Origin of the sequence: Pseudomonas sp. B37(2017), assembly GCF_002112885.1 — a bacterium.
Classification (GTDB): Bacteria; Pseudomonadota; Gammaproteobacteria; order Pseudomonadales; family Pseudomonadaceae; genus Aquipseudomonas; species Aquipseudomonas paraglycinae.
Genome location: NZ_NEIX01000001.1, coordinates 567,814 through 594,610, shown reverse-complemented (window position 1 = coordinate 594,610; position 26,797 = coordinate 567,814). Strand labels below are relative to the sequence as shown.

The 26,797-nt window shown below is 55.7% G+C and carries 25 protein-coding genes, 3 tRNA genes and 4 pseudogenes; 17 read left to right on the top strand and 15 right to left on the bottom strand.

Annotated elements, in window-relative coordinates; all coding sequences use genetic code 11:
- Nucleotides 1-80 precede the first annotated feature (80 nt).
- Nucleotides 81-1,148, top strand: a complete 1,068-nt coding sequence (ada, locus tag CAF90_RS02770; RefSeq protein WP_085603346.1) for a bifunctional DNA-binding transcriptional regulator/O6-methylguanine-DNA methyltransferase Ada — start codon at nucleotides 81-83, stop codon at nucleotides 1,146-1,148.
- Here the strand turns inward: ada and CAF90_RS02765 are convergent.
- Together CAF90_RS02765 and CAF90_RS02760 are read right to left on the bottom strand one after the other, a co-directional pair.
- Entirely contained in the window at nucleotides 1,145-1,603 is a 459-nt protein-coding gene (locus CAF90_RS02765; RefSeq protein WP_085603344.1) for a GyrI-like domain-containing protein, read from the bottom strand. The two genes, ada and CAF90_RS02765, sit on opposite strands and share 4 nt — an antisense overlap.
- Before the next feature lie 61 nt (nucleotides 1,604-1,664).
- Nucleotides 1,665-2,648 (bottom strand): MDR family oxidoreductase, encoded by a 984-nt coding sequence (locus CAF90_RS02760; RefSeq protein ID WP_085603342.1) that lies wholly within the window; start codon nucleotides 2,646-2,648, stop codon nucleotides 1,665-1,667.
- A gap of 214 nt (nucleotides 2,649-2,862) precedes the next feature.
- On the opposite strand from CAF90_RS02760, the gene CAF90_RS02755 reads away from it, so the two are divergent.
- The 11 genes from CAF90_RS02755 to CAF90_RS02705 all read left to right on the top strand — a co-directional run bounded on the left by CAF90_RS02755 (nucleotide 2,863) and on the right by CAF90_RS02705 (nucleotide 13,212).
- Nucleotides 2,863-3,924, top strand: coding sequence for a nitronate monooxygenase family protein (locus CAF90_RS02755; RefSeq protein ID WP_085603340.1), 1,062 nt, complete (start codon nucleotides 2,863-2,865; stop codon nucleotides 3,922-3,924).
- Between the two features lie 173 nt (nucleotides 3,925-4,097).
- On the top strand, nucleotides 4,098-4,853 hold the full coding sequence (modA, locus tag CAF90_RS02750; protein WP_085603337.1) for a molybdate ABC transporter substrate-binding protein: 756 nt from the start codon (nucleotides 4,098-4,100) through the stop codon (nucleotides 4,851-4,853).
- Nucleotides 4,854-5,534: a molybdate ABC transporter permease subunit gene (gene modB, locus CAF90_RS02745; protein ID WP_007958914.1), complete on the top strand. Its 681-nt coding sequence runs from the start codon at nucleotides 4,854-4,856 to the stop codon at nucleotides 5,532-5,534.
- Between the two features lie 3 nt (nucleotides 5,535-5,537).
- Nucleotides 5,538-6,617 (top strand): molybdenum ABC transporter ATP-binding protein, encoded by a 1,080-nt coding sequence (gene modC / locus CAF90_RS02740; RefSeq protein ID WP_085603334.1) that lies wholly within the window; start codon nucleotides 5,538-5,540, stop codon nucleotides 6,615-6,617.
- Between the two features lie 73 nt (nucleotides 6,618-6,690).
- Nucleotides 6,691-7,728, top strand: coding sequence for a DNA topoisomerase IB (locus tag CAF90_RS02735; protein ID WP_085603332.1), 1,038 nt, complete (start codon nucleotides 6,691-6,693; stop codon nucleotides 7,726-7,728).
- A gap of 143 nt (nucleotides 7,729-7,871) precedes the next feature.
- Nucleotides 7,872-9,497, top strand: a complete 1,626-nt coding sequence (locus tag CAF90_RS02730) for an ABC-F family ATP-binding cassette domain-containing protein (protein ID WP_085603330.1) — start codon at nucleotides 7,872-7,874, stop codon at nucleotides 9,495-9,497.
- A 71-nt stretch (nucleotides 9,498-9,568) separates the two neighbouring features.
- Complete coding sequence (locus CAF90_RS02725) at nucleotides 9,569-9,799, top strand: hypothetical protein (RefSeq protein ID WP_007958903.1); 231 nt, start codon at nucleotides 9,569-9,571, stop codon at nucleotides 9,797-9,799.
- A gap of 120 nt (nucleotides 9,800-9,919) precedes the next feature.
- Nucleotides 9,920-10,150, top strand: coding sequence for a hypothetical protein (locus tag CAF90_RS02720; RefSeq protein WP_007958902.1), 231 nt, complete (start codon nucleotides 9,920-9,922; stop codon nucleotides 10,148-10,150).
- Nucleotides 10,151-10,233: 83 nt separating this feature from the next.
- On the top strand, nucleotides 10,234-10,518 hold the full coding sequence (locus CAF90_RS02715) for a hypothetical protein (protein WP_085603328.1): 285 nt from the start codon (nucleotides 10,234-10,236) through the stop codon (nucleotides 10,516-10,518).
- Between the two features lie 231 nt (nucleotides 10,519-10,749).
- Nucleotides 10,750-11,880 (top strand): acyltransferase, encoded by a 1,131-nt coding sequence (locus CAF90_RS02710; RefSeq protein WP_170929348.1) that lies wholly within the window; start codon nucleotides 10,750-10,752, stop codon nucleotides 11,878-11,880.
- 162 nt (nucleotides 11,881-12,042) lie between these two features.
- Nucleotides 12,043-13,212, top strand: a complete 1,170-nt coding sequence (locus CAF90_RS02705; RefSeq protein WP_170929347.1) for an acyltransferase — start codon at nucleotides 12,043-12,045, stop codon at nucleotides 13,210-13,212.
- A gap of 390 nt (nucleotides 13,213-13,602) precedes the next feature.
- On the opposite strand, the gene CAF90_RS02700 is transcribed toward CAF90_RS02705, so the two are convergent.
- A complete protein-coding gene (locus CAF90_RS02700; protein ID WP_139834455.1) occupies nucleotides 13,603-14,772 on the bottom strand; it encodes an acyltransferase in 1,170 nt (389 codons plus the stop codon).
- A gap of 153 nt (nucleotides 14,773-14,925) precedes the next feature.
- On the opposite strand from CAF90_RS02700, the pseudogene CAF90_RS02695 reads away from it, so the two are divergent.
- Nucleotides 14,926-15,069 (top strand): annotated as a pseudogene (locus CAF90_RS02695) (IS4 family transposase); the annotation flags it as partial.
- 368 nt (nucleotides 15,070-15,437) lie between these two features.
- On the opposite strand, the gene CAF90_RS02690 reads toward CAF90_RS02695, so the two are convergent.
- The 3 genes and pseudogenes from CAF90_RS02690 to CAF90_RS02675 form a co-directional block, all read right to left on the bottom strand.
- The gene (locus CAF90_RS02690; RefSeq protein WP_085605137.1) at nucleotides 15,438-15,731 is read right to left on the bottom strand and encodes a hypothetical protein; all 294 of its coding nucleotides are present in this window, start codon (nucleotides 15,729-15,731) and stop codon (nucleotides 15,438-15,440) included.
- A 191-nt stretch (nucleotides 15,732-15,922) separates the two neighbouring features.
- Nucleotides 15,923-16,009: transfer RNA gene (locus CAF90_RS02685), tRNA-Leu, on the bottom strand.
- Nucleotides 16,010-16,589: 580 nt separating this feature from the next.
- Nucleotides 16,590-17,138, bottom strand: a pseudogene (locus CAF90_RS02675) (lysis system i-spanin subunit Rz).
- Between the two features lie 67 nt (nucleotides 17,139-17,205).
- On the opposite strand from CAF90_RS02675, the gene CAF90_RS02670 reads away from it, so the two are divergent.
- Nucleotides 17,206-17,508: a hypothetical protein gene (locus CAF90_RS02670; protein ID WP_085603319.1), complete on the top strand. Its 303-nt coding sequence runs from the start codon at nucleotides 17,206-17,208 to the stop codon at nucleotides 17,506-17,508.
- Here CAF90_RS02670 and CAF90_RS02665 read toward each other — a convergent pair.
- A pseudogene (locus tag CAF90_RS02665) lies at nucleotides 17,509-18,000 on the bottom strand (glycoside hydrolase family 19 protein). It abuts the gene before it with no gap.
- On the opposite strand from CAF90_RS02665, the gene CAF90_RS29650 reads away from it, so the two are divergent.
- Nucleotides 17,881-18,267, top strand: coding sequence for a hypothetical protein (locus CAF90_RS29650; protein ID WP_256578426.1), 387 nt, complete (start codon nucleotides 17,881-17,883; stop codon nucleotides 18,265-18,267). The pseudogene CAF90_RS02665 and the gene CAF90_RS29650 sit on opposite strands and share 120 nt — an antisense overlap.
- Nucleotides 18,268-18,393: 126 nt before the next feature.
- Here CAF90_RS29650 and CAF90_RS02660 read toward each other — a convergent pair whose 3' ends face one another.
- Nucleotides 18,394-19,116, bottom strand: a complete 723-nt coding sequence (locus tag CAF90_RS02660; RefSeq protein ID WP_085603316.1) for an acyltransferase — start codon at nucleotides 19,114-19,116, stop codon at nucleotides 18,394-18,396.
- A gap of 376 nt (nucleotides 19,117-19,492) precedes the next feature.
- Here CAF90_RS02660 and CAF90_RS02655 point away from each other — a divergent pair.
- Nucleotides 19,493-20,072, top strand: a pseudogene (locus CAF90_RS02655) (tyrosine-type recombinase/integrase); the annotation flags it as partial.
- Nucleotides 20,073-20,117: 45 nt separating this feature from the next.
- Here CAF90_RS02655 and CAF90_RS02650 read toward each other — a convergent pair.
- The 7 genes from CAF90_RS02650 to CAF90_RS02620 form a co-directional block, all read right to left on the bottom strand.
- Complete coding sequence (locus CAF90_RS02650) at nucleotides 20,118-20,936, bottom strand: toll/interleukin-1 receptor domain-containing protein (RefSeq protein ID WP_085603314.1); 819 nt, start codon at nucleotides 20,934-20,936, stop codon at nucleotides 20,118-20,120.
- Nucleotides 20,937-21,174: 238 nt separating this feature from the next.
- Nucleotides 21,175-21,248 (bottom strand) — tRNA-Cys (locus CAF90_RS02645).
- Between the two features lie 47 nt (nucleotides 21,249-21,295).
- A tRNA-Gly gene (locus tag CAF90_RS02640) sits at nucleotides 21,296-21,371 on the bottom strand.
- A 60-nt stretch (nucleotides 21,372-21,431) separates the two neighbouring features.
- Complete coding sequence (gene pgsA, locus CAF90_RS02635) at nucleotides 21,432-21,992, bottom strand: CDP-diacylglycerol--glycerol-3-phosphate 3-phosphatidyltransferase (RefSeq protein ID WP_085603312.1); 561 nt, start codon at nucleotides 21,990-21,992, stop codon at nucleotides 21,432-21,434.
- Between the two features lie 32 nt (nucleotides 21,993-22,024).
- Nucleotides 22,025-23,848: an excinuclease ABC subunit UvrC gene (gene uvrC, locus CAF90_RS02630; RefSeq protein WP_085603310.1), complete on the bottom strand. Its 1,824-nt coding sequence runs from the start codon at nucleotides 23,846-23,848 to the stop codon at nucleotides 22,025-22,027.
- Nucleotides 23,849-23,850: 2 nt separating this feature from the next.
- Nucleotides 23,851-24,492, bottom strand: coding sequence for a UvrY/SirA/GacA family response regulator transcription factor (uvrY, locus tag CAF90_RS02625; protein WP_032829778.1), 642 nt, complete (start codon nucleotides 24,490-24,492; stop codon nucleotides 23,851-23,853).
- A 127-nt stretch (nucleotides 24,493-24,619) separates the two neighbouring features.
- A complete protein-coding gene (locus CAF90_RS02620; protein ID WP_085605134.1) occupies nucleotides 24,620-25,063 on the bottom strand; it encodes an N-acetyltransferase in 444 nt (147 codons plus the stop codon).
- A gap of 649 nt (nucleotides 25,064-25,712) precedes the next feature.
- Between CAF90_RS02620 and CAF90_RS02615 the strand changes: the two genes are divergently transcribed.
- Nucleotides 25,713-26,783, top strand: a complete 1,071-nt coding sequence (locus CAF90_RS02615; protein ID WP_085603308.1) for a 3-deoxy-7-phosphoheptulonate synthase — start codon at nucleotides 25,713-25,715, stop codon at nucleotides 26,781-26,783.
- The last annotated feature ends 14 nt before the right edge of the window (nucleotides 26,784-26,797 follow it).

Here is a 26,797-nt window from a genome sequence, read left to right as displayed (position 1 = left end):
AGTTTGACCGCAAGGGTCGGAGTGTTCCGGCCGGTGGCACTGGTTAACCTGAAATTCAACAGGTCAACGGACTCTCCATCATGAAAACGCTTTCCACCTCGCTGAACACTGAAGACGATCCACGTTGGGCCGCTGTCGTGGCACGTGACCCTCGGGCGGACGGCCAATTTGTCTATGCCGTGAAAACCACCGGCATCTATTGCCGCCCCAGCAGCCTGGCGCGCTTGCCGAAACCGCAGAACGTCGAGTTTTTCGACACTGCCGAGGACGCCGAGGCAGCGGGCTATCGCCCCAGCAAACGGGCGAGCAAGGATCAGACCGAAGTCGCTGCACAGCACGCCGCCACCGTTGCCGCAGCCTGCCGACAGATCGAGGCGTCGGAAAACCTGCCGGCGCTCAACGATCTCGCCGAGACCGCCGGCCTGAGCGCCTTTCATTTTCATCGCGTGTTTAAAGCTGCGACGGGCCTGACGCCTAAAGGCTACGCCGCCGCGCATCGTTCGCGCCGGGTTCGTCAGCGTCTGGCAGACGGCGGCTCGGTGACCGAGGCGTTGTATGACGCTGGCTTCAATTCCAACAGCCGTTTCTACGAGGCGGCCGATCAGGTGCTGGGCATGAAACCCGGCGACTTCCGGGCCGCCGGCCAGAACAACGACATCCGCTTCGCCGTCGGCCAGTGCTCGCTCGGCGCCATTCTGGTGGCACAGAGCGAGCGCGGGATCTGCGCGATTCTGTTGGGGGACGATCCGCACCAATTGGTGTGCGACCTGCAGGACCAGTTTCGCCGGGCCAACCTGATCGGCGCCGATGCCGAGTTCGAACAACTGATCGCCCGCGTCGTTGGCTTCATCGAAGCGCCTGCCATCGGGCTGGATTTGCCGCTGGATGTGCGCGGCACGGCGTTTCAGGAACGGGTGTGGCAGGCGCTGGGCGAAATACCGGTCGGCAGCACCGCCAGCTATGCGGATATCGCCTTGCGTATCGGCTCGCCAAAAGCCGTGCGCGCAGTGGCCCAGGCTTGCGGCGCCAACAGCCTCGCGGTAGCCATTCCGTGCCACCGTGTGGTGCGCAGCGACGGCAATCTCAGCGGCTACCGCTGGGGCGTGGAGCGCAAGCGTGAGCTGTTGCTGCGCGAAACGCCGGCTTAACGCAGGCCGATGTAAATCGCCACCGATTCGGGGCCGGTATAGGCCTCGAAATCGGTGGCGAATCGACGCTCGATCTGCGGATTGGCTTCAAAGTGCTGCCAGATTCGACCCCAGGTCTCGATGACCGCTCCCGGCAACGGGCCGCGCCCTTCGAACATCAGATAATTGCCGCTTTCGATCCGGATCGTCTCGAAGTCTGCTGACGGTTCGGTCACCGCCACCCCGGCGATGACATCGAATTCCCCGGAGGCATCCGACTCGTAAGCCGAATACACGCCATACACTGACGACTCGGTCAGTTTGCCGGAAATCACCTCGGCCAGCCCCTTGGCAAAAAACTGCCCCCACATCGGACCGATCTGCGCGGTTTCAGGATTGTATTCGGCTGCGTTGGTGGTGCGTACGCGCAGGCCGGAAACCGTGAATGCATCGACGTATTGCTGTTGTAAGTCCATCGAAAACGCCACTCCATTAGCTCGAAGTGCGGCCCGTGCGGGCCGCGGTGGCGCTAATGTGTCAGCGATTGACGTCGACCACAACCCGCCCGCGCAACTGCCCGGCGAGCAACTTCGGGGCTGCTTCGAGTGCTTCGCCGAGGCCGATTTCATGGCTGATCAGCGGCAGCAGGCTGAAATCCAGATCCTTCGCCAGACGATCCCAGGCCTCGATGCGGCGCGCCTTGGGCTGGGTCACGCTGTTGATCCCGGCCAGCGTCACGCCGCGCAGAATGAACGGCGCCACAGACGCCGGAAAGTCCATGCCCTGAGCCAGACCGCACGCGGCCACCGTACCTTCGGCCCGGGTGCTGGCGCAGGCATTGGCCAGCGTGTGACTGCCGACTGAATCGATGACGCCCGCCCAGCGCTCTTTGGCCAGCGGTTTTCCGGGTTCCGACAGAGTGGCGCGATCAATGATTTCGCCGGCACCCAGTTGTTTCAGGTATTCGTGTTCCGACACCCGACCGGTCGAAGCGACCACGCGGTAGCCCAGCTTGCTCAGCAACGCGATGGCAAAACTGCCGACGCCGCCGTTTGCGCCAGTCACCAGCACTTCACCCTGTTGCGGGGTCACGCCGTTGCGCTCCAGCGCCATGACGCACAACATCGCCGTATAACCGGCCGTGCCGATGGCCATCGCTTGCGCAGCGGTGAATCCCTTGGGCAGCGGAATCAGCCAGTCACCGTTGAGTCGTGCCTTCTGCGCCAGGCCGCCCCAGTGGTTTTCACCGACGCCCCAGCCATTGAGCAGCACCGCATCGCCGACCTTGTAGTCCGGGTGCGAGCTGACTTCGACGGTGCCCGCCAGATCGATCCCCGGCACCATCGGAAACTTGCGCACCACCGGGCTGCTGCCGGTGATCGCCAGGCCGTCCTTGAAGTTCAGCGTGCTGTACGCGACGCGTACCGTCAAATCGCCTTCCGGCAACTGCTCGTCGTTGATCTCCTGCAGGTTGGCGCGATAACCGCTGTCGTCTTTGTCGATCAAAATGCCTTTGAACATGACTGCCTCTCACGGGTGGAATTCAGGATGTCGAGGGATTGGAATAGCACACTGCAACATTTTGCCCCACTCGACCTTTAGCCAATCGGGCCCGGACGCCGAGCCGGCGCCGGCTGTTCAAGCTACAAATCTGTGCTGGTCACGGGGGTGGCTTTGCGTTAAAAAACCGGCTGCTACCGTCACTGCCCTGTTTTGTCGTCGGAGAAGCTATTCCATGAGCCAATGGCCTGATACCCGCATTCTTGACCTGTTCGGCATCGAACTGCCGATCATCCAGGGCCCCATGGCCGGTGCCACCCATTCATCCATGGTCATCGCAGCGTGCAACGCCGGTGGCCTGGGTTCGATGCCGGCCGCGATGCTGACCATCGAGCAACTGCGCGAAGAGCTGAAAACCATTCGCCAGGGCACGAACAAGCCGTTCAACGTCAACTTCTTCTGCCATCAGCCTCCGGCCGCCGATGAACAAAAGGCCCGCGACTGGAAAAACCTGCTGGAACCCTACTATCGCGAACTGGGCGTCGATTTCGATGCGCCGACGCCGGTGTCCAACCGCGCGCCCTTCGATGCGGCCGCCTGCGAAGTGCTGGAAGAATTTCGCCCCGAAGTGGTGAGCTTCCACTTCGGCCTGCCGGAAAAATCCTTGCTGGATCGGGTCAAGGCCACCGGCGCGAAAATCATCTCGTCGGCGACCACCGTCGACGAAGCTATCTGGCTGGAGCAGAACGGTTGCGACGCGATCATCGCCATGGGTTACGAGGCCGGTGGCCATCGCGGGATGTTCCTCAGCGCTGACCTGAGCAGTCAGGTCGGGACGTTTGCCCTGGTGCCGCAAGTGGTCGACGCGGTGAATGTGCCGGTGATCGCTGCCGGTGCGATTGCCGATGCGCGTGGCGTGGCGGCAGCGTTCCTGCTCGGCGCTTCAGCGGTTCAGGTCGGCACGGCGTATCTTTTTACTCCGGAAGCGAAAGTCAGTGCGTCGCACCATAAGGCCTTGCGCACCGCCAAGGAAAGCGAGACGGCGGTGACCAATCTGTTTACCGGGCGCCCGGCGCGGGGGATTCTCAATCGGGTGATGCGGGAGCTGGGCCCGATGTCGGACAAGGCCCCTGCCTTTCCGCTGGCGGGCGGTGCCTTGATGCCGTTGCGCGCGAAGGGTGAAGCGGAGTTCAGCAACCTCTGGGCCGGCCAGGCGTTCACGCTCGGCAAAGATCTCGGCACCGCTGAACTGACCCGGCAACTGGCTGAAGGCGCACTGGCAAAACTGACGCGATGATGACCCCGAACGGGTGAGGAGCGTGGCGCCCTCGCCCGGTTTAAAAGCAGTGCTTCCCGTTTGGCGGCATTTCGCTATATATTTCGCTATATAGCGCTTCACCCCCTCGCATCGGCGCAGTCTTCCTTCCAATAACAACTGCCCACTGCACTTGCCACCCACGGAGCCGTTACATGATCAATCGTGCCTCACGTTTTGCCCCTGCCCTGCTCGCGATATTCGCCATCGGCGCCGCTCAGGCCGACGAAGTGAAAGTCGCTGTCGCGGCCAACTTCACCGCGCCAATCCAGGCGATTGCCGCCGATTTCGAAAAAGACACCGGGCACAAACTGGTCGCGGCGTACGGCGCTACCGGCCAGTTCTACACCCAGATCAAAAACGGCGCGCCGTTCGAAGTGTTCCTCTCGGCTGACGACACCACCCCGGAAAAACTCGAAAAAGAAGGCGATACCGTCAAGGGTTCGCGCTTCACCTACGCCATCGGCACCCTGGCGCTGTGGTCGGCCAAGGAAGGTTACGTCGATGCCAAAGGCGACGTCCTGAAGAAAAACGAGTACCAGCATCTGTCCATCGCCAACCCGAAAGCCGCCCCTTATGGTCTGGCCGCCACTCAGGTGCTGGAAAAGCTGAAACTGACTGAGGCCACCAAAGCCAAGATCGTCGAAGGCCAGAATATCACCCAGGCCTATCAGTTCGTGTCCACCGGCAATGCCGAGCTGGGCTTCGTCGCCCTGTCGCAGATCTACAAGGACGGCAAGGTCAGCAGCGGTTCGGCGTGGATCGTTCCGGCGAGCATGCACGACCCGATCAAGCAAGACGCAGTGATCCTCAACAAGGGCAAGGACAACGCCGCTGCCAAGGCGCTGGTTGATTACCTCAAAGGCCCGAAAGCCGCTGCGGTTATCAAGTCCTACGGTTATCAGCTGTAAATGTCGCTGACCAGTGCCGATTTCGCGGCGATCTGGCTGACCCTGAAACTGGCGTCCCTGACCACCGCAATCCTGCTGGTCGTCGGCACTCCGATTGCCCTGTGGTTGTCGCGCAGCCGTTCCTGGCTGCGCGGCCCCATCGGCGCGATCGTTGCCCTGCCGTTGGTGCTGCCACCGACGGTCATTGGCTTCTATCTGTTGCTGGCGCTCGGCCCCAATGGCTTCATTGGCCATTTCACCCAATGGCTGGGGCTTGGCACCTTGACCTTCAGCTTCACCGGCCTGGTGATCGGTTCGGTGCTCTATTCCATGCCGTTCGTGGTGCAGCCGTTGCAAAACGCCTTCTCCGCGATCGGCACTCGCCCACTGGAAGTGGCCGCGACCTTGCGCGCCAATCCTTGGGACACTTTTTTCAGCGTGATTCTGCCCCTGGCCCGCCCCGGTTTCATCACTGCAGCAATCCTCGGCTTCGCCCACACCGTCGGCGAATTCGGTGTGGTACTGATGATCGGCGGGAATATTCCCGACAAGACCCGGGTGGTTTCCGTACAAATCTACGACCACGTCGAAGCCATGGAGTACGCGCAGGCGCACTGGCTGGCCGGGGCGATGCTGGTGTTTTCGTTTCTGGTGTTGCTGGCGCTGTATTCCAGCCGCAAGACTCGTGCGGGCTGGAGCTGATCGATGATTGATGCACGTCTGAAACTGGCCTGGTCGGGCTTCAGCCTCGATGTTGATCTGCAGATGCCCGGTCGCGGCGTAACAGCGCTGTTCGGTCAGTCCGGATCGGGCAAGACCACCTGCCTGCGCTGCATAGCCGGGCTCGAACGCGCGCCGCAGGCGTTTATCCGCATCAATGACGAGGTCTGGCAGGACAGCGAGAAAGGCATTTTCGTGCCGCCGCACAAACGCGCGCTCGGCTATGTCTTTCAGGAGGCCAGCCTGTTTCCGCATCTGTCGGTGCTGGCCAATCTGCAATTCGGCCTCAAGCGCATTGCCAAGGCGCAGCGCCGGGTCGACATGACCCAAGCCACAGAACTGCTAGGGATCGGCCACTTGCTCGATCGTCACCCGCAGCACTTGTCCGGCGGTGAGCGCCAGCGTGTCGGCATCGCCCGCGCGCTGTTGACCAGCCCCAGACTGCTGCTGATGGACGAGCCTTTGGCGGCCCTCGACAGTCAGCGCAAAAGCGAAATTCTGCCCTACCTGCAACGCCTGCACGACGAACTGGAAATCCCGGTGCTGTATGTCAGCCACGCGCAGGACGAAGTGGCCAGGCTCGCCGATCATCTGGTGCTGCTCAGCGACGGCAAAGCGCTTGCCAGCGGTCCGATTGGCGAAACCCTGGCGCGGCTCGACCTGCCCCTGGCCATGGACAACGACGCCGGCGTGATCATCGAAGGCCAGGTCAGCGACTACGATGCCGACTATCAATTGCTCACCCTGCAACTGCCGGACTCGTCACTTAACATTCGCGTGACCCACGCGCCGATGACGACGGGCCAGAGACTGCGCTGCAAGGTTCACGCGCGCGATATCAGCCTGACCCAGCAAAACAGCGAATTCAGCAGCATCCTCAATCGCCTGCCGGTCACGGTCGTCAGCGAGCAACCGGCCGATAACGCCGCGCATGTGCTCATTCGCCTCGATGCCGGCGGGACGCCGTTGCTGGCGCGCATCACTCGCTATTCACGGGATCAGCTTGGCGTGCATCCGGGCCAGTCGTTGTGGGCCCAGATCAAGGCTGTTGCGGTACTGGCGTAAATCTGCGGGCACGACCGTCATGACGCGCGGTCAATGGCTTTAACAGCCTGATTTGCCGCGAAGGAAGTCCGCCATGCCCGATACTGCGCTCACCGAGGTGTTGCCTTCGGATCTGCATTACGTCGATGACACGCAGCCCGGTATCACCCGCAAAAAACTGCGCGGAAAATTCGTTTACTTCGATCCCGCAGGCCAGCGCATCACCGATCCTGACGAGATCAAACGCATCAACGCGCTGGCCGTTCCACCAGCCTACGTCGACGTGTGGATCTGCGCCGACCCGCGCGGCCATCTGCAAGCCACCGGCCGCGATGCCCGTGGACGCAAGCAATATCGCTATCACGCTCGCTGGCGCGAAGTGCGTGACGCGGACAAGTATTCGCGTCTTCGCGAGTTCGGTCTGGCGCTGCCCAAACTGCGCAAACAGCTGGAGGCGCTGCTGGCATCGCCGGGCTTCAGTCGCGACAAAGTCATGGCGACCGTCATCACGCTGCTTGACGCCACCCTGATTCGCGTCGGCAACACGCAATACGCGCGGGACAATCGCTCCTACGGCCTGACCACCCTGCGCAGCCGGCATGTCGAGGTCAACGGCAGTGCGATCCTGTTCCAGTTTCGCGGCAAGAGCGGCATCGAACATCAGATCACGGTGAAGGACCGGCGCCTGGCGCGGATCATCAAGCGCTGTCTGGAAATTCCGGGGCAGAACCTGTTTCAGTATCTGGATGAGAACGGCGAGCGGCATACCGTCAGCTCCTCTGACGTCAACACCTACCTGCAGACCCTGACCGGTGCGGACTTCACCGCCAAGGATTACCGGACCTGGGCCGGTAGCGCCCTGGCATTGGCGGTTCTGCGGGAGCTGCAATGGGAGTCCGAGACCGAGGCCAAGCGGCATGTGGTCGAGATGGTGAAAGGCGTCGCCCGCCAACTGGGCAACACGCCGGCGGTCTGTCGCAAGTGCTACATCCACCCGGCGGTGGTCGAGCATTTCATGCTCGGCGCCTTGGCCGAGCTGCCGAAGCCGCGCATCCGCAAAGGCCTGCGCAAGGAAGAAGTCGCATTGGCGCTATTCCTTGAGCGGATGGTCGAGCAGGCAGGCACGCCTTGAAGCCTTCGGCCGTCTCGACTAGGCTACGCCCTCCTACCTCCCCGGGTCGACCGCAGAAGTGAACAACTAAGCCTTCAAAAATGTAATCGCGACACGCCATTCATGGCGCGTGTCAGTGTTCACGACATTTTCTGGAGGTGCCGATGACTCACGTCTCGCGTACGCCTGCTTTCGTCTCCCTGAATCAACTGGGTTTTCAGTTCGCCAATGGCGAGACGATTTTCACTGCACTCAATCTGAAATTCGATCACACCCCGACCGCTATCGTTGGGCGCAATGGCGTGGGCAAAAGCGTACTGGCGCGCCTGATCGCCGGACATTGGCAACCCACCAGCGGCAGCGTGACGCGTGCCGTGGCAGCAACCTACGTGGCGCAAACCTTTGTCGCAGCACCCGGCGAGACGGTCGCCGAGACCACCGGTAGCGCCGCGATTCTTCAGGCGCTGGAGCGAATGAACCGGGGCTGCGGATCAGTCGAGGATTTCGACCTCATTGGTGAACAATGGGATCTGGCGGACCGTTTGCGGCGCTTGCTTGATGACGCCGGCCTGACGGAAGTTGCCTTCACCGATTACACCGGGAACCTCAGTGGCGGCCAGCAAGCGCGCATCGCCCTGATTGGCGCGTTTTTGAGTCAGGCTCCGTTGCTGGTTCTCGATGAGCCGACCAACCATCTGGATGCATCGGGACGGCAATGGCTGATGAACTCGCTGGAACGCTGGCACACCGGCCTGATCGTCATCAGCCATGATCGACAACTACTCGACCGGATGCAGCGGATCGTCGAGTTGAGCGCATCGGGGGCTATCGAATTCGGTGGCAATTACTCGGCATTCCGCGAGCATCAACGAATCCATCAAGCGGCGGCGCAGGCACGTCTCGACCACGCCAGAAGCGAACGCCAGCGCGAGCGGATTCGCTTACGACGCGAGCACGACACAATACAGCGGCACGCTGCCAACTCGCGACGCAACGCCGAAACCGCCAACATTGCCAGTTTCGAATACGTGGCGATCAAGGGCGCCGCGCGAGAGATCATGGGGCATGTCCGTCAGGGTCATCAGGCCCGCAAGTCCGAACTGGATGCCCAGGTGCGCGAGGCTTACGCCAAGGTGCAGCCCGAAGGCAGCGTGCTGATCAACCTGCCCGGGAGCGCGGTGCCGAACAACCGCCAGATCTGCACGCTGATCGACGCTCAGCTGCCCTGGCTGTCAAACGGCGCACTGAGCCTTACGATCCACGGCCCGATGCGCATCGCTGTCAGCGGACCCAACGCCTGCGGCAAATCAACCCTGTTGAAAGTTCTCGCCGGGGAACTGGCACCCGTCGCTGGAGCCGCCACGACTCACGTGCCCTTCGCATTCCTGGATCAGCAACTGGCGCAACTGGACGATCAGCGTTCCATCACCGAACAGCTGATGATGCAAGGGGCGGCGCTGACCGAGGGCACCCTGCGCAGCTATCTCGCTCACTTGCAGCTGGATGCGAGCCGCGCCACGGCCCCTTGCGCTTCGTTGAGCGGTGGCGAGCGCCTGAAAGCCGCACTGGCGCTGGCCTTGTGGCGAGTGGATCCTGCGCAGCTGTTGCTGCTGGATGAACCGACCAATCATCTGGATCTACCTTCGGTGGAAGCGTTCGAGCGGTCATTACAGACATTTCCGGGCGCAATCGTCGCCGTTTCCCACGATCAGAACTTCCTTGAGGCGTTGAATCCGACTCACCACTTGCGCTGGCACCCATTGGGCTGGCAACTGCACCCGACGAACTGACTTGGCTATTTTTTGCACGATTGCTCAGGGCTTCTATAGTTGATCTGGTACGAATCAGCCGCGGTGACGCCATGGAAGACATATTCGTCGTGAAGCGCTGCAACAAGATCGTCATCCACGGCCGGCGCGCCGGAGAGACTCTCCATGAGCCCGCCGAAGCCTTGGGCTGGTATCGCATCTGCGACACGCGAACCGGCGGGTTCATCGGCGATGGCTACGACCGGGAAGAAGACGCCCGCAAGGAATGTCACCGGCTCAACGCCGCCAGCTCGCGAGTGACCGCCCCCGAGTCGTCGGGCTGATAGCTGTCATTTACGGGTCTATACTCAAACCAGCTGAAGGAGCAGCGCCCCAACGGCAGAAAGCTCGCCCTTCGCGGGCTTTTTGCTGCCACCGAGCGGATTAATGAACGGAGGTGTTCCATGTCCGAAAGAGAGTCCATCACCACTCTCCTCACCTTGCTCGATGCCCGCGAAGCACGTCTGGCCGCGGCCTGCAAAGAGATCGCCGACTGGGTCGACCATCAGGGCGGGCACCCCACCGCCCTGCGCATCCGCGACCGGCTGAACGATATCGAAAAGGATACCCCGCTGATTCGCAGCACCCTGTCATCGCTCAAACCGATCGACCGGCCACTGCCACGCTTCAGGTAGGCCATCGATTCACGGTGCGCGAATAAAGAACGTCCTTGGTGGTGAGAGGTCAATACCTTTACACGTCACCAAGGAGACGTCTTATGGTCATTCATTTCAAAGTCGACGGGCACCTGGCCTGCGGGCACAAGGGCAACAACCTCTCTTCCAGCAGCGAACTCAATCGTGTGAAGTGCCGCAGCTGCCGCAACACCGACGCATACAAGGATGCGCGCAAAGACCAGCGCAATGCGGCGCGGCGCGCGGCTCGCCATTCAAAGGATGCGCACACGGCGTCCGACTGGCGTTCCGAGTGGATCGAGCGGTTGACTGCAATAGCTGGCCTTCAGCGCTTGCCTAGGGGATTCAACGGGCAGGCGTTTGTCTGAAAACAAAAAAGGCTTGCATGAGATATATCATGCAAGCCTTTGATTATTCGTGGTACCGAAAACCAAAATTGGGCCTCCCCTACAGCGTTCGCGCGCGAACTCCCCGATCACTTTCGCCGATAGTCATACTTTTCTCCGGGAAAAAATCTCGCTGAACGACGGGATTTCTACCAACTTACGAATGACTACGCTGATGCTGTACAATCGCGCGCAAATTTAGAGGAAGGCTCCATGCGAGACTCAATGGACAAGGCTGGGAGCATTCCAGCACTTACCGGCATTCGTTTCTTTGCTGCGTTAATGGTTTTTTTTTCGCACTATCCAATTATTGGATCCGGCGAAATTCTGAAAAGATTTCAAGTCGCCGGCTACTCAGGAGTTACGTTCTTTTTCATCCTTTCAGGTTTTATAATCACGTATAACTACCTGGATAAATTTGAGAAACGAAGCGGAGCATCAATATCTTCATTTTATGCTGCCAGGTTTTACCGAATTTACCCCTTGTATGCGTTTTGCACTCTTTACGCCTGGGCGAACTCATCCGAAACAATTCCATTATGGCCACACCTGCTGGCGGTTCAAGCATGGAGCGGAGACACGTTATTGGCCATGGGTTTCAACGGGCCTGGATGGAGCATTAGTGTTGAAGCATTCTTATACCTGATGTTCCCTCTCGTGCTGCCAGTAATGCACTATCTCGGCATCACAAAATCGAAAAATCGATTAATTGGCTTTGCAACACTAATGTTCAGCTGCCAGCTAGCTTTGGCTATGTATTTTTGGCTTTCAGGCAAAGCGGACTTATCACCGTTCGACCCTGACTCCGCCCACCGGTGGCTATACCGCACACCCGCAACAAGATTGTTCGATTTCTGCATTGGTATATCCGCCGCTATTTATTACAAGCAATTCATGCAGAACTCGCGTCAATCAGACGTGACATGGAGCAGACTTACTTATATTTCGTTAATGGCTGTATTTGCCATGATGCTATGGAAAGAGAACTACAGATCGGTATTCAGCTGGGACGTTATCTATGTTATCCCCTTTACCTTGCTGATTATCGGCGTCTCCCAGGCACGGCAATCCTTTATATCCAGGGCCTTGTCAACCAGAGCCGCCATACTGCTTGGAGAAGCTTCCTTCGCACTCTATTTGATACATACTCTGATGAGGGGTATGTACCCATCACAACCAAACGAGTCGTTTGCGTATACGCTGATGCAGCACGGATTTTTCCTGGCAGTAGTAATTGTTATGTCAATAGGTCTGCACCTTGCGATAGAAAAACCTGCACAAAAATCACTAAAATCTTTTTTTACGAAAAAACACACAAAAGAAATACAACACGAACTCTCTTAAAGTCGGCAGATCAGCCTCGGTAGAAAGAAACTCAACAATAGACTTGTACAGTGAAACCCAGGATGGAAACCAGAGATTTTAGTGAACCACGAAATTCGATCGCATCCTTCACTTCGCTGGGTGCTATTGCTTTAGAGTTATGTGAAATTGAGGAGCGGCATGATGCCAAAATTTTCAAATAGGACGGGAGCGATCCCAGCGCTAACCGGACTTCGGTTTGTGGCAGCGCTGATGGTATTCTTCTCTCACTATCCTATTTCCGGTCTTGGCGAAGTGCCTGAGCGGATTATGGCATCTGGATATTCAGGGGTCACATTTTTCTTTGTCCTTTCTGGCTTCATCATCGCTTACAACTATATTGAACAATTCGAGACAAATCCACTGCGCAGCACACCCAAATATTTGTGGGCTAGATTCAGCCGCGTTTACCCCCTTTATATATTGAGCATGGCTTTTGTGTGGCTGCAAAAAGACGCCAACACCCCCATCGCCATATATATTTTTGCGGCACAAGCCTGGCATTCAGACACATCCATAATCGCAGGACTTAACAGTCCTGCATGGAGTGTTAGTGTCGAGTTTTTTTTATATTTATGCTTCCCGTTACTAATTCCAGCATTTTCATCTCTTGGAATTCTACGACCGGGCTTCAATATGTTTGCAGCTGCGCTGATCGTCATAATTGCGCAACTGTCTTTAGCCGTATACTTCGGGACACCACCGCATGACTCTTTGACTCTCGGCGACCCCAATTCTGCGCATCGGATGCTTTACAATTTCCCTCTGCCAAGGATATTTGATTTCACACTCGGAATCTTGACCGCCGCTTACTATTTAAGGCGAGAAGAGAATCGCACAAATTCAAAACAGTGGGGTTACGCAAGTTACGCGATAGCCGCTGCCATTATTTTACTCATGGCATCAAAACTGAACTATTTATCATCCTTCAGTTGGGACGCGTCATATGCCTGGCTTTTTGCCCTGCTCATACTTTCAATTGCCGAAAGCCAACAAAGCATGCTCAGCATGTTTCTATCTACAAAAAAAGCTGTATTGCTCGGCGAGGCCTCATTTGCCTTTTACTTAATACACGTCATCGCACTGCCTTTATTCGACCTGAGCACACAGAGGTCATTCGCCGCAGCGATAGCATTTGAGTTTATGTTTCTTGGATTGATTATTACGATGTCCATCGGACTACATTTATCCGTTGAAAAACCTTGTAGGAGATGGTTGATTAGATTGGTATACGGTCGTGAAAAGGGTGGCGCGCATGGCGGCTCGATTAACACACAGCCCTCACCCGCATATCGCGCTCATCCCCCTGATTAAGGCGCCCAACCGGGTTACCGGGCCACATCCGCGCTGGGGCAGCGCCCCAGCTCAGTGCGAATATGAGCGGCGCACAATTAAAATTCTTCAAGTTCCGTCCATTCAGCGGCACAGGCACCGATGTCAGGATTAGACAAGATCAATACCTGAAGTGGCCGAGCACTGTTGTGATCAATCCGCTCGAGCCCTCCCGGATTTGGTGATCAAGGATTCACATAAGGGGGACTGACGCATAAAAATCTGTCCCGTCATACGCCCAACCCTGTTGCGGCTGCGGATTTATGATGAACGCCTCCGGAATAAAAACACCCTGCGAACGCGCAGCCCTCGCAGGGTGCCAGGGTGACATCTCATTAGCGGCGCTTAGGCGGTTTGAATAATCAACATCTACTAATAGGTAGCCACCCGAAAAAAGGATTTTCTCCTTATCGCCAACATTATTTTCCTGTGAACAGGTAACTCAACATAGTTTCCTATGGCACCGGAAACAATAATTACCAGAAAGAAATAACCAACAAATACAATCGATCCGGAAAAACCATTACTTGAGCACCATGTTCGAAGACCATTTCCGTAGGCTATGCCGAATGCTACCGTATGAATCAAATAAATCGAGTACGACCCATCTCCCAGCCAAACGAAAACCCGAGTTATTTTTTCTGAAATACCCAAGTCAACATCCTTGATTTCCGTGCCGATCGCTGCCGCAAAGATCAACACCGCAGCACCACCAAACAAAATTATCCTAGGTAAAAACATGTCTCCACGGGTCATAGAGACCCCATAGACATTAATCGAAAGATAGATTGCCAACGAAAGAACAAGGGCCGCGGCCATCCATAGTACAATTGACATTTTTGCCAATCGCGATTCCCATCCTAATGACAACAAATAGGCCAATGTGACACCGCAGAAAAATTCGACGAACCATAGTGATGTGAGGTAGCCAGGCAATAGACCATCTACCCAACGATTCCAAGACACGTCCGCCATGAAGGCATTGTAATCGTAGAAAGTCGCTGCCCCGGAGCTGATTACTACAACTGCCTTCAATACAAATAGCCCTACAACAATGCTTAGCGCGCAATACCTTTTACGACTGGAATAAATAAACATGAGCGCAAACGCCAGCCAATAAAACAAAACCTCATATACCAGAGTCCAGGCTACCGGCAATAGCTGCGTTGAAATCCGCTGCGGGTAGAGCATTATGGATTTTGCAACATCGGCATTTCCGCTACCAAGTCCAAAAAATAAAATAACAAACACCACAGCTAAATATGGAATATAAATTCGGGCAGTTCTACCAAGTAAAAAACCAACTCTGTCAGTAGATGTTAATTTTTCTTTGGCGATCATAGGCCAGAGTACAAACCCGCTTGTAACGAAGAACAGATCTACTCCAAAAAAACCGAACCAGCTCAATGGGCCGGGAGCGGCAATCCCTAGAACGGCCAATAGTTGATCCTCAAAATGGTAGGCCGCGACCAATAACGCTGCCAGACCACGCATTATCTGTACAGAAGTCCATCTTTTTCTTTCAATAGTTGAGCTGTTCACACCTGGTGATCCTTGGTCTATAGGCGCGGAACTATACCATCTGTAATGTTCGAATAAAGGCCGCCGTTGGGCTAATGCTGTTCACTTAAGCATTCGAGTCTCAGCAGGGCTTCCCCGAAAACCCGTTGCCAGATCTCTGTCTTCGGATTTTTTATGTCTGTTCAACAGGAATTGCTCGAACTTGGCGACTTTTTTTACTTCTGTGACCTGAGCACCTTCACCCAAAACATCCCCGTTGAATGGGTGGCGTCGGCGGTAAACCTTTCCAGTCAGGCCACCATTCACCGCCATTGGCTGATCCCGGCCAAAAACAAGCACGAATAGTGAGGAGGTGACCCGTTACAGCCAGCACGACCGCTTGGTGCGCATGAAAGTCTCTCCGCAGGCCAGGACACGAAACCTGACGCTCCCGACGCACCGGGAGGCGCGTGAAGTCCGCTATGAAGGTCAAGGCAGACTCAACGATTATCAGAGTTAAGGGAGGTATTGGAGCGTTATCACCACCCAAGGCCTTCGAGGCCAAGGACGCTGAAGATTTCAAAGACACGGTCTCCAGTGAACCATAAGGCTTCTCCCCTTAAGTGAACAGAATCAAGATCGAATCGGCCTTTTTTCTGTTCACTCAACGCCCGGGCGATCAAAGCCCGGTTAATGGAACACCCGGATTACTTCGTTTTCTTCACTTGGCAAACCCCATTGGCTTTGTTCTTGCCCGTATACGAGACATCAGGTGAGCCGTCGGACATGATCGTCAGCGAGATGGTCACCCCGCCGCCTTTCGCTTCGAAGGCGTTTTCGTTGAATTTCTTCAGTTTCCCTTCTTTACCGTTGATGTAGATGGGGCCGCCCTTGTCAGCGTGGACCTCGATATTTCCAGGGCATGTCGCGTTCAGCAGTGGAATTCCTGCTTGAGCAAGGCCGGAAAATATCAGCAAAACGCCCATTAGCAGTCGCTTCATCATCATTGCCCTGTGTCAGGTTTAGCGAGAAATAAACACTAGCTCACTTCGCTCGCAATGACCTGACAACACGTCTGAAATCGAAAGGAAAAGCAGGTGATACCGCTAAATGATTGGCGGAAAGGAATTTTTCATTGCGGAAAAAACAGAAAGGCCTTCATGAGGTATCTCATGCAGGCCTTTGATATTCATGGTGCCCGAAGCCGGAATCGAACCGGCACGCCCTTACGAGCGGGGGATTTTAAGTCCCATGCGTCTACCAGTTTCGCCATTCGGGCGGTAGCGCGGTGTTGCTTGGCTCTGATGGCGATTCACAGTCCTGACAGGCACTGAGCGTCGGCGGCAGAGGGGGAAATATATACATCACTTCCCGGTGAAGCAAGTTTGCAGTTGCCGTTTCAAAGACTAAATCTTTCAGTGCAACGCAAATAAAAAAGCTCCGTAAATCATGGATCTACGGAGCTTGTTTATAGTGGAGGCCGAAGTCGGAATCGAACCGGCGTAGGCGGATTTGCAATCCAGCTATAAAGCTACGTATTTCAATAGGTTAGCACTATTTGTGTTCCGCAAGCTACTGATTTTTAACGCGCTGCAACCCGCGCGGCTCAAGGGCCCGGTTATAGGTTGCGGAACTAAAATCGCTGCTCGTCGGGTGCCACTCGCGTGAAGCATCCCACCCAGATTGCTGTATGTACATACAGCAAAAAGGCGAATCCATGACCCTCCCATTTATCGAAGACACCGACGATTGGCTCGGCTGTCCGACGCCGCTCGAAACCTGCCGCCATCAGCTCGCGCTCTACGAAAATGAATTCGAGGAACTCAACCTGCAGCTTCGCCAGGCTAGGGAGCAGATATTCAAACTGGTTGAAATGCACGCCGCTGCGGCGACGGCGCGCGATCAGCTACGCACTGAACTGGCCGCCGCGACCGCACGTAATCCTGGCACGCCTGCAAAGCGATCAATGCCCGGTCACCCTGGTCGGTGATGGCGACAATTCGTTGAGCATGCGCTGGGTCAAGTTCGACTCGTACGGTTGCATGATCCACGCCGCCGGCGCTGGCGGTGGAAGGCACTGAACAGCCACCAGTTGAACCTGCGTCGAGGAGGACTGACAACCGCAGATCAGAAGTGGCAAGACGATCGCGCAGAAGAGCCTGGTCTTTTTGGGCATTGGTCATTTTCTCGGAGTGGGTTCTGTCACTGGCCGACAGCCGCTGCTCGAGGGCCAGCCGCTTGTCCTACTCGGCCTGCTGCGCGGTGGCCGCCGCCAAGGTCAGCTGATTCAGGGTTTCAGTGTGCAGCTGGGACTGCTCCGCCAACTGCTTGCCGTAACGCCAGTCCTGAAACTGCCAGGCACTGCCGAAGCCGAGACTGATCATTGCGATGACGCCTAAAAGCTTCATGTAACTGAACACACGCTAATCCTCTGCTATACAAGAGATCCGGAACCGATAACCAATGGAGTTGGAAATGCCTACAGAAAGGGAAATTACTATCGCAGGGATCGGCGCGGCGCTCGGTGCCAATGCCAAACAAGCGCCTGCTGAATTCACCATCGGCAATACAAATATCAAGATCGATAACCGGGGTATCAGCATCATCCTGAACGAGAAAGGCCTCGACCAATTCGCACTGAGAATTTACCGGCCGCATATCGACGCTTCAGCCTGGGGGTATGTGCTTGTAGCTGAACCAGGTGTGAAACCCAGTGAGAAAGGTGAGGCAGGTTGGAGCGACTACCATGTCGTCGGTTTCATGCCAAAGACGGCATGATCAGACGAGAACATTCAGCGCTTTCTCGTACAAAGCTTGTCGCTCATCAGCGCCGTTTGGAGTGCGTCCGCGTCGGCCCGTATTGATGATGCTGCCGATACTTGCATTGTCACCAGAATCCGCCAGAGTGTTGAGTCCGTGCGTTGTCCACCACCAGGCTGCCGGTGGCGTGCTGAGGCAGCTCCAGCAGTTCCGGCCGATTGATCAGGTCGAGACCCAGCGCCTCACCGCACGCCGCGTAATTCGCCCGACCGGTAATCTGGATCAATCCCCTGCCGCGAAACTTGGAGCCGTCGCCTGGCTGCGTATTGCCGAGGTCTTTCCGACCTTCGTAGGCGCGCTGTGCCGCACATAGCGCAATTGGCCAGACTCATGGCCAATCTGGGCTATGAACGCAGCGATCCGCTTTGTTCCGACGATTTGGTAATGCTGCATGGCGGTGTTCAGTGCGAAAACAAAAACGCCCGCTTGGCTGCGGGCGTTTGGGAGGATCAGCAGAAGCTGCTGCGCGGTGATAGGCATGCTTTTCTCCAGGCAAAAAAAACCCCGGATTTCCAGGGCTTTAAAATTTATTCGATATTAAATAATTCGCTGCATGAACCTTATTTTCCGAGCGAGATGCACCAAAATAACAGAAATTATAAAAACAACCGATGCAATGACGGGTATCTTGAACCAGGTAGACCCTACATTACTTTCCAGGGAGAACAAATACTCAGCACCATCAATTACAAGCGGGTGGATACAGTATACCCCTAACGAACAACTCGAGACCAACGCTATAACTCCCCCAATACCTCTTGGAACAGCCGTTATCATTAGAGATAGCTTAAAAAATGCTGCCGCCGCAACCACAACGAAAAATGATAGATACCCATAAAACGTCTAAACAGGCTGACCTGCCTTAAATGAAAACCGATAAGTAAGCCACATCGTCATGGCGCAACCCAATACGAAAACAATAAAACAGACAATAGCTTCTACAGCCGACGATTTAATGGATGATCTTTCGAATATGTATGCCCCCATAAATAAAAATCCGAAATACCCTACAAACATTTCAAGATGGTAAATTGCTCGCGGATCATAGTAAAAATCAAGCAGCGGTCGAAACAACGGAATAACACAATTAGCAAATATCCAAAACAATAAAAATATTCGCTTCTCAAAAAGACTCGAGGCCCTGTAAATCTTACCAAGAAAGGGGGCACTCAAGTATAAACCGATGATGGCGTAAAAATACCACAGATGCCCTGAAGAAACCCCTTTGATAATATTTAGAATAGAATCAGCCGCAGCAACATCTGGCGCTGGATACGCAGCTGCGTATACTACAGACCAAACAATCAATGGTGGGAGTACCCTGCCGATTCGCTTTTTATAGAATGTACAGATTGGTTCATCACGTATGAGAACTAGCGCACCCGATATAAGGAAAAATACTGGCACGGCGATTCTGGCGATTGAGTCGTAGAAATTAGCGGGCCACCATCTCGGCCCAAAGGCGTAAAAATCCGTAGCAGAGATGTGAACCACAACTACTAGAAGGCACGCAAGCGCTCTTGCGAAGTCAATTCCTACTGAAAAATCCCTCTTTTGAATTGTCATTCCTAGTCCTTCAGATTTTTTCCGCACATCCTATCGACGTAGACAGAATTTGTCACGTGGATCTATATCGGCCATGCGAATTCTTTTTGAATTTCGTTGTACCGAAAAATCCCTTGTTCACGGATCTGCTCCCATCCAGCATCCCCCATCAACTGCATTCTGGTTGCCTCAGAAAAATAACGATCAGAACCAGTTATAGGGTCAGCGTACGCAAGGAGGCGCAGAGTCTCAACCTCTTCTCTCGTTATAAGCGATGGCGATACTTAGTCCTTGCCAAAACAACCCCATTATCGTCAACAGATATTTTCTTACCAGCCTCCACTAGCAACAACAACTCTTGGCATTCATCATTGTTAATCTTTACTGAGCCGTCAGGCGCCGGAACAAGGAAACGCCCAGGGATTTTTATGCCGGGGATATCGTTTGGAAAGCGGTGTACGAACAAGCGGGGCAAGATCTCAGAGACGCAATGGATTTGGCATATCTGACAGGCCAGCGAGCCGCCGACGTGCTCAAAGCTTCGATCAACGATCTCAACAATGATTACCTGATGGTTGGTCAGGGCAAGACAGAAAAGCGCCTGCGGATTCGCCTGTACAATGGAGCCAATGAAACCGACCTGTGTGTCTTCATCAACGGTCTTCTCGATCGCCGGGTTCAGGCTGGCATCAAGACCTCGATATTAATCACCAACCAAGCGGGTCTGCGCATGAGCTACAACATGCTGCGCAACCGCTGGGACGAAGCCCGAGAGCAGGCTGCGATAAAAGCCGCGACCGAAGGTAACTCCGAGCTAACCATCACAATTAGGAAGTTTCAGTTCAGGGATATACGCCCAAAGGCCGGCAGCGAAATTGAGGATATCAAGGCCGCAAGCCGATTGCTCGGGCATTCAACAGAAGATTACGAAGAAAGTTTATCGTCGCGTTGGAGAGATCGTGAACCCTACTAAATAGGGCTCACTTTTATTTCTTGTTTTTTAGTTTCAGAGTAGAACCTAACTACGTACCTGACTTAGGGGGACGCTCGACTACTATCTTACCCTTGCCATCAAGCTTAACAACTCGGTAAATATTCAACCACTCTTCAACTTCTGCGTAGGGCACGCCCAATGTCTTGGCGACTTCAATGACCTGTTGTATCGGAACACTGGTATTTTTTACCAAGTGATGAATGTACAACTTATTGTTCATGGGACCAGTTTCAATCACTGGTTCAGGGCTTATAGAGACCCGGCTTTCCAATTCTCTCACTCTACTCGACAGCATCCTGGTATTCGCGAGAATTTCACTTAGGATGCTGTCTCCAGATCTCGGTTCCACATCAACTTCCTGTGGAGTTTTAACCAAAGCTTCTGCGAATGTTTTTTCGAAATTTGGCCAGTAAGTATCGAATACTTGTCTTAATATCCGCTCGTCTAAGCGCGCACCCTCAAGGCAACCATTCAACGAACTGATTAAACCCCACATTGAGGTGCGATCAGGCATAGTGTGATTGAACTGGGCCAAGGGGTCTTCAATGTCGGAGGGAGATAAATCAATTAGAAACGTGCAGACTCGATTGGTGCTCAGCCCCTTCGCCAAAGCACCCGTCTCAAAAAGAATCCATGGCTTGTTTTTATTTTCCTGAGTCAAACACACAATACCGGCTGCCGTTTCCCTAAGCTGATCAGAGATCTCAGAAAACCATATTGCGCCCTTATCAATATCGCGCGTCGAAATCCACGGCTGTGACGCCTGTAGGACGCATTTGATCCAGTCACTTAGAAGCTCGGCCACAACCTTGCTCCGACGGCCAGACCAGCTAACAAATACTTTCATGATCCGTGCCTGCTCCTCTCACCTAAAGCATCAATATGGCACGACGCCAGCAGAAAAACACCTGTCGCGGAAGTCGTACCACAGGGCTCAGCTCGTCGTTGCAGCTATCAGCAAGCAAACCTAGATTCCCTAAATGACGCGCGGGTTGCGGAACACCCGTGAATAATTGCGGAACACCCCACTTTTTTGCAGGCAATAAAAAACCCCGTAGATCATTAATCTACGGGGTTTTTAAGAGTGGAGGCCGAGGTCGGAATCGAACCGGCGTAGGCGGATTTGCAATCCGCTGCATAACCATTTTGCTACTCGGCCTCAAAACATTTGCTGTCAGTAGCGCAACAACAAACGCTGTACAAACTTGGAGCGGGAAACGAGACTCGAACTCGCGACCCCGACCTTGGCAAGGTCGTGCTCTACCAACTGAGCTATTCCCGCTTGGTGTGGCGCATTCTATAGAAATCAGAAGCGCCGTCAACCCTTTGATTCAAAAAAGTTTTATTTCTTTTCAACATCGGTCTTCAGATGCGGCCAGGCAGCGCGAAGGTATTGAACCATCGACCACAGGGTCAGGCCTGCCGACACCATCAGCAACGCATAACCGATGAAAACCCAGAAACTGAAAACCTTGGGGTTAGCCAGGAGGATCACCAGTGCAAGCATCTGCGCAGCAGTTTTCCACTTGCCCAGATTCGACACGGCCACATGGGCCCGGGCACCAAGTTCGGCCATCCACTCACGCAATGCCGAGACAACGATCTCGCGACCGATGATGACAGCAGCCGGGAGAGTGAGCCAAAGATTGCCATGCTCTTGCACCAGCAACACCAAGGCAACAGCGACCATCAGTTTGTCAGCGACAGGATCCAGGAACGCACCAAACGGCGTGCTTTGCTCCAGTCGTCGCGCGAGATAGCCGTCCAGCCAGTCCGTTGCCGCCGCAAAGGCGAATACCGAACTTGAGGCCAGATAGCTCCATTGGTAAGGCAGATAGAACAACAGAATGAAGATCGGGATAAGCAGGACGCGGAGAACGGTAATCAGATTAGGGATATTCATCGGCACAACTGGCTACGAGGTGAATGGGCATTCTACTCACTATGCAGGTTTGCATAAATCGACTCTGCTAGCTTTTTGCTGATCCCCGGTGCTTTGGCGATCTCTTCGATGCTTGCACGAGACAGCTCCTGCAATCCACCAAAATGTTTCAACAAGTCCCGACGCCGGGTCGGCCCGACGCCCGCAACGCCTTCCAGCGTCGACGTGCGGCGGGTCTTGCCGCGCCGTGCACGGTGGCCGGTAATCGCAAAGCGGTGGGCTTCGTCACGAATCTGCTGGATCAGATGCAGCGCCGGCGAATCACCCCGCAAGGTGAACTCGTTTGCCGCATCATTCAGATACAAAGTCTCGAATCCCGCCTTGCGCGTGGCCCCCTTGGCGACCCCCAGCAAGATCAGATCCGGAACAGCCAGTTCGTTGAGCACATCACGCGCCATCGACAGCTGCCCTTTGCCGCCGTCCACCAACAGGATGTCGGGCAACTTGCCCTCGCCTTCCTTCAGCTTGCTGAAGCGTCGGGTCAGGGCCTGGTGCATGGCGGCGTAATCGTCGCCAGCGGTCACGCCTTCGATGTTGTAACGACGGTAATCCGACTTGATCGCCCCTTCCGGGCCGAACACCACGCAGGAAGCCACCGTGGCTTCACCGCTGGAGTGGCTGATGTCATAGCACTCCAGCCGTTGCGGCGGCTCATCGAGGTTCAACACTTCTGCCAGTGCCTCGAAACGCGCGGCAACGTGCTGACGGTTGGCCAGCCGCGCACCCAGCGCCTGTTCGGCATTGGTCACTGCCAGTTGCTGCCAGCGCGCCCGTGTACCGCGTACCCGATGGCTGATGGTCAGCTCACGTCCGCGCAGCGCCTGAATGGCCTCGATCAGCGCAGGGAAGTCTTCGTGCACGACGTTGACGATCAGTTCGCTCGGCAAATCGCGTTCAGGGCTACTGATGAAGTATTGCCCGAGGAAAGCGGCCATGACCTCGGCCACTTCCTCTTCAATCCCGACTTGTGGGAAGAAGTTCTTGCTGCCAAGCACCCGCCCTCCCCGCACGCTGATCAGGTGGACACAGGCACCGCCCGGATTGACGAACGCGGCGATCACATCGATATCACCCGTTCCGCCTTCCATGCTCTGCTGATCCTGCACCCGGCGCAGCAAGGCAATCTGGTCGCGCAGTTCGGCGGCGCGTTCGAATTCGAGGTTGATTGCAGCCTCTTCCATCGCCGTCGACAGCTCATTGGTCAACGCGTGGCTGCGTCCTTCGAGGAACATCACCGAGTGACGCACATCCTCGGCGTAAACCTCAGGCTCGACCAGCCCGACACAAGGCGCCTTGCAACGCTTGATCTGATATTGCAGGCACGGCCGGGTCCGGTTCTTGTAGTAGCTGTCCTCGCACTGACGCACGAAGAACGTCTTCTGCAGAAGGCTGAGGCTTTCGCGAATCGCCCCGGCACTCGGATAGGGACCGAAATACTTGCCCTTGGCCTTCTTGGCCCCGCGATGAATGCTCAGGCGCGGGAATTGCCCGTCAGACAAAAAGACATAGGGATAGGATTTATCGTCGCGCAACAGGATGTTGTACGGCGGCCGCCACTCCTTGATCAGGGTTTGCTCGAGCAGCAACGCCTCTGTCTCGTTGGAGGTGATGGTGGTTTCGACCTGGGCGATACGCCCGACCAGAGCCGCGGTTTTCGGTGCCAGGCCTGTCTTGCGGAAGTAGCTGGCCAGACGCTTCTTGAGGTTCTTGGCCTTGCCGACGTACAGCAGACGCGCATCGCTGTCGAACATGCGATACACGCCGGGGCGCCCGCTGACGGTCGAGAGAAAGGCGCCCGAATCGAATGCTTCAGTCATGGTCAGAGGCTGGCATCAACCATGCCGTGTCGAACCGCCAGCAGCGTCAGCTCGACATCGCTGCTGATCGATAGCTTCTCGAAAATGCGGTAGCGGTAGGTGTTAACGGTTTTCGGCGACAGGCACAATTTGTCGGAAATGATCTGAACCTTCTGACAGCCGACAATCATCAACGCAATCTGGATTTCCCGCTCCGACAACGCATCGAACGGCGAATCATTGGTCGGCTGAAAGGATTTGATGGCCAGCTGCTGGGCAATCTGCGGGCTGATATAGCGCTGGCCGGCAAACACCAGGCGAATGGCCTGAACCATTTCCGGCAACCCTGCGCCCTTGGTCAGATACCCCGCCGCACCGGCCTGCAACAACCGTGTAGGAAACGGATCTTCCTCACACACGGTGACCGCGACCACTTTGATGTCAGGATGACTTCGCAACAGTTTGCGCGTGGCTTCGAGGCCGCCGATGCCTGGCATCTTGACGTCCATCAGCACCACGTCGGGCTTCAACTCACGAGCCTTGATGAGGGATTCTTCCCCGGACTCGGCCTGGCCTACCACCTGCAGGCCATCGATATCGGCCAGCATCCGTGTAATGCCTGTACGAACGAGATCATGGTCGTCGACCACTAGCACCCTAATCAAGCAGACACCTCGCGATATGGTCTTATTGGGATGCCGGACACCTTAGCAAAAAGTGCCGGGCAGACCTAGCGGCAAGCGACATATAAAAAGTTTCAATTCTTCATCGAGGGCTTGCCAGCCGTGGGTTTCAGAGCACAGGTGTACTGAAATCGAGCTGCATTCGCAGGAAACACTCGTCCTCGCCCTGCACAAACATTCCTTTTCTTCGATACAGGTTTTGCGCTGGATTGTTTTTGAACACCGTCAGGCGCAACGCCGGGCGACGCTCCAGCCGAGCCATCGCAACAACCTGATCGATCGCCCAGGATCCCGCGCCCTGGCCTTGAGCGCTTTCGACGATCTGCAATTCGCGGATATACACGGCCCGAGCATCACGACTCAGACTGAAATAGCCCATCAATTCGCCTTCGCGAAGGATCAACCAGTTTTCGCGCCCGGCCCAGGCGACATCAAATGCCTCGTCCTGCCACAACAAGTCATAGTGAATGTAGTAGCGGAGCATGTTTCGGCAAGTCAGCTCTCGTACAAACGACAGGTCGGCGGACGTTGCCTGGCGCAACTCAAAACTCATTCCTGCCTCGATCTTCTTCAAGTGCATGCCCCTTCCTTGAGCACACGTTCAGAAAGCAGAGTGTGTCACACCTTGGCGGGCGCTCAACCCATAGAAGCCCTCTTGTGCCTCCGATAGCAATTTCTGATTGCTGACGCGCAGCCGCCTCTAGTAAGCTCGGCGCATTATTTGGAGACAGCTCATGTTCAACACCCTCTCACAGCTTCGTACCGCCAGCGCCTCGCGCTCGGTTGCGGCTGCCCGGGTGAACGGCGTCTGCGCTGCTCCTGCAAGCTTTTATTTTGGGTATTGGTTTAGCCACTGGCGCGCCTGATACCCACACGGCGCCCATTTGAACGGGTCGCCTACCAGAGATTTCTCAACCCCCGGTCGGCCTCCCGACCGGGGGTTTTGTTTTTTCAGGCCCTGATTTTTTCAGCAACACACCAGACATTTTGAGGATTTAACCAATGAACTACGCCACTTATTACCGTCACGACAGTTTTACCGCCTGGCGATTTACCAGCCTCCGCTCGGGACAGCCTGCCGCCTCCGATCGGTCACCCACAGGTGGCAAGCCAACACACGTAGCCAATCCGGCCAATTGTCGAACACCCCAGTAGGGCCGAGTGAGCGGGAAGCCCCCGCCATCCGCCCAGGAAGACCGAATATGAACTCGTCCGTTTCTGCTCTGCCACTGTCCACCCTGAACCCTGCCAACGAAGCATTGACCCTGCGTCTGCCAAGTTCGCTGCAACTCAAACAGCAATTGCCCCTGAGCAATGCGCTGAACCAGCAAGTCGTCGCCCACCGCCAGGCGGTCCGCGCGATTCTCGATGGCCATGACCCGCGCTTGCTGGTGATTGTCGGCCCCTGCTCGATTCACGACCCCGAGTCCGCGCTTGAATACGCCAGCAAACTTTCGCGCCTGGCTGAAGAAGTCCGTGATGACATGCTGCTCGTGATGCGTGCCTACGTCGAAAAACCTCGCACCACCGTCGGCTGGAAAGGCCTCGCCTACGATCCGCATCTGAATGGCAGCGACGACATGGCTGCCGGCCTCACGCTGTCGCGCGAACTGATGCTGGAAATGATCCGCCTCGGGCTCCCGATTGCCACCGAACTGCTGCAGCCCATGGCTGCCGGGTACTTCGATGACTTGCTGAGCTGGGTCGCCATCGGCGCCCGTACGACCGAATCACAGATCCACCGGGAAATGGCCAGCGGGCTGAGCATGCCGGTCGGCTTCAAGAACGGCACCGATGGCGGTGTGACCGTCGCGGTTGACGCAATGCGTTCGGCAGCCCATGCCCATCGCCACTTCGGCGTTGACAGCCAGGGCCACCCGGCGATCATCCAGACCCCGGGTAATCCGGACACCCACCTGGTGCTGCGTGGTGGCCACCAAGGGCCAAACTACGACCGCGAAAGCGTTGCCGTCATCAACACCGAGTTGAACCGCCTGAAAATTCCGAGCCGGATCATGGTCGATTGCAGCCATGCCAACAGTGGCAAGGACCCGCTCCGCCAGCCGGGCGTGTTCAACGAGGTGCTGGAACAACGACTGCAAGGCAATCGTTCATTGATCGGCATGATGCTCGAGTCGCATCTGTTCGAGGGATGCCAGCCCCTGAGCGAGTCGCTGCGTTATGGCGTTTCGGTGACCGATGGCTGTCTCGGATTCGATGCAACAGAACGCCTGCTGCTGGATGCCGCACACCGCATTCGACAACAGGCCTGACAGTCAAACCGCCC

Bases quoted from the DNA above. Each gene is read 5' to 3' on its own strand.
- CAF90_RS02650 (WP_085603314.1), bottom strand. From the start codon at position 20,936: ATGAAAGTATTTGTTAGCTGGTCTGGCCGTCGGAGCAAGGTTGTGGCC.
- CAF90_RS02615 (WP_085603308.1), top strand. From the start codon at position 25,713: ATGAACTCGTCCGTTTCTGCTCTGCCACTGTCCACCCTGAACCCTGCC.
- CAF90_RS02725 (WP_007958903.1), top strand. From the start codon at position 9,569: ATGGAAGACATATTCGTCGTGAAGCGCTGCAACAAGATCGTCATCCAC.
- modA (WP_085603337.1), top strand. From the start codon at position 4,098: ATGATCAATCGTGCCTCACGTTTTGCCCCTGCCCTGCTCGCGATATTC.
- CAF90_RS02710 (WP_170929348.1), top strand. From the start codon at position 10,750: ATGCGAGACTCAATGGACAAGGCTGGGAGCATTCCAGCACTTACCGGC.
- modC (WP_085603334.1), top strand. From the start codon at position 5,538: ATGATTGATGCACGTCTGAAACTGGCCTGGTCGGGCTTCAGCCTCGAT.
- CAF90_RS02705 (WP_170929347.1), top strand. From the start codon at position 12,043: ATGCCAAAATTTTCAAATAGGACGGGAGCGATCCCAGCGCTAACCGGA.
- CAF90_RS02730 (WP_085603330.1), top strand. From the start codon at position 7,872: ATGACTCACGTCTCGCGTACGCCTGCTTTCGTCTCCCTGAATCAACTG.
- CAF90_RS02690 (WP_085605137.1), bottom strand. From the start codon at position 15,731: ATGAAGCGACTGCTAATGGGCGTTTTGCTGATATTTTCCGGCCTTGCT.
- CAF90_RS02720 (WP_007958902.1), top strand. From the start codon at position 9,920: ATGTCCGAAAGAGAGTCCATCACCACTCTCCTCACCTTGCTCGATGCC.
- CAF90_RS02670 (WP_085603319.1), top strand. From the start codon at position 17,206: ATGCCTACAGAAAGGGAAATTACTATCGCAGGGATCGGCGCGGCGCTC.
- CAF90_RS02620 (WP_085605134.1), bottom strand. From the start codon at position 25,063: ATGAGTTTTGAGTTGCGCCAGGCAACGTCCGCCGACCTGTCGTTTGTA.
- CAF90_RS02735 (WP_085603332.1), top strand. From the start codon at position 6,691: ATGCCCGATACTGCGCTCACCGAGGTGTTGCCTTCGGATCTGCATTAC.
- CAF90_RS29650 (WP_256578426.1), top strand. From the start codon at position 17,881: ATGGCCAATCTGGGCTATGAACGCAGCGATCCGCTTTGTTCCGACGAT.
- CAF90_RS02715 (WP_085603328.1), top strand. From the start codon at position 10,234: ATGGTCATTCATTTCAAAGTCGACGGGCACCTGGCCTGCGGGCACAAG.
- CAF90_RS02760 (WP_085603342.1), bottom strand. From the start codon at position 2,648: ATGTTCAAAGGCATTTTGATCGACAAAGACGACAGCGGTTATCGCGCC.
- uvrC (WP_085603310.1), bottom strand. From the start codon at position 23,848: ATGACTGAAGCATTCGATTCGGGCGCCTTTCTCTCGACCGTCAGCGGG.
- CAF90_RS02660 (WP_085603316.1), bottom strand. From the start codon at position 19,116: ATGACAATTCAAAAGAGGGATTTTTCAGTAGGAATTGACTTCGCAAGA.
- modB (WP_007958914.1), top strand. From the start codon at position 4,854: ATGTCGCTGACCAGTGCCGATTTCGCGGCGATCTGGCTGACCCTGAAA.
- pgsA (WP_085603312.1), bottom strand. From the start codon at position 21,992: ATGAATATCCCTAATCTGATTACCGTTCTCCGCGTCCTGCTTATCCCG.
- CAF90_RS02765 (WP_085603344.1), bottom strand. From the start codon at position 1,603: ATGGACTTACAACAGCAATACGTCGATGCATTCACGGTTTCCGGCCTG.
- ada (WP_085603346.1), top strand. From the start codon at position 81: ATGAAAACGCTTTCCACCTCGCTGAACACTGAAGACGATCCACGTTGG.
- CAF90_RS02755 (WP_085603340.1), top strand. From the start codon at position 2,863: ATGAGCCAATGGCCTGATACCCGCATTCTTGACCTGTTCGGCATCGAA.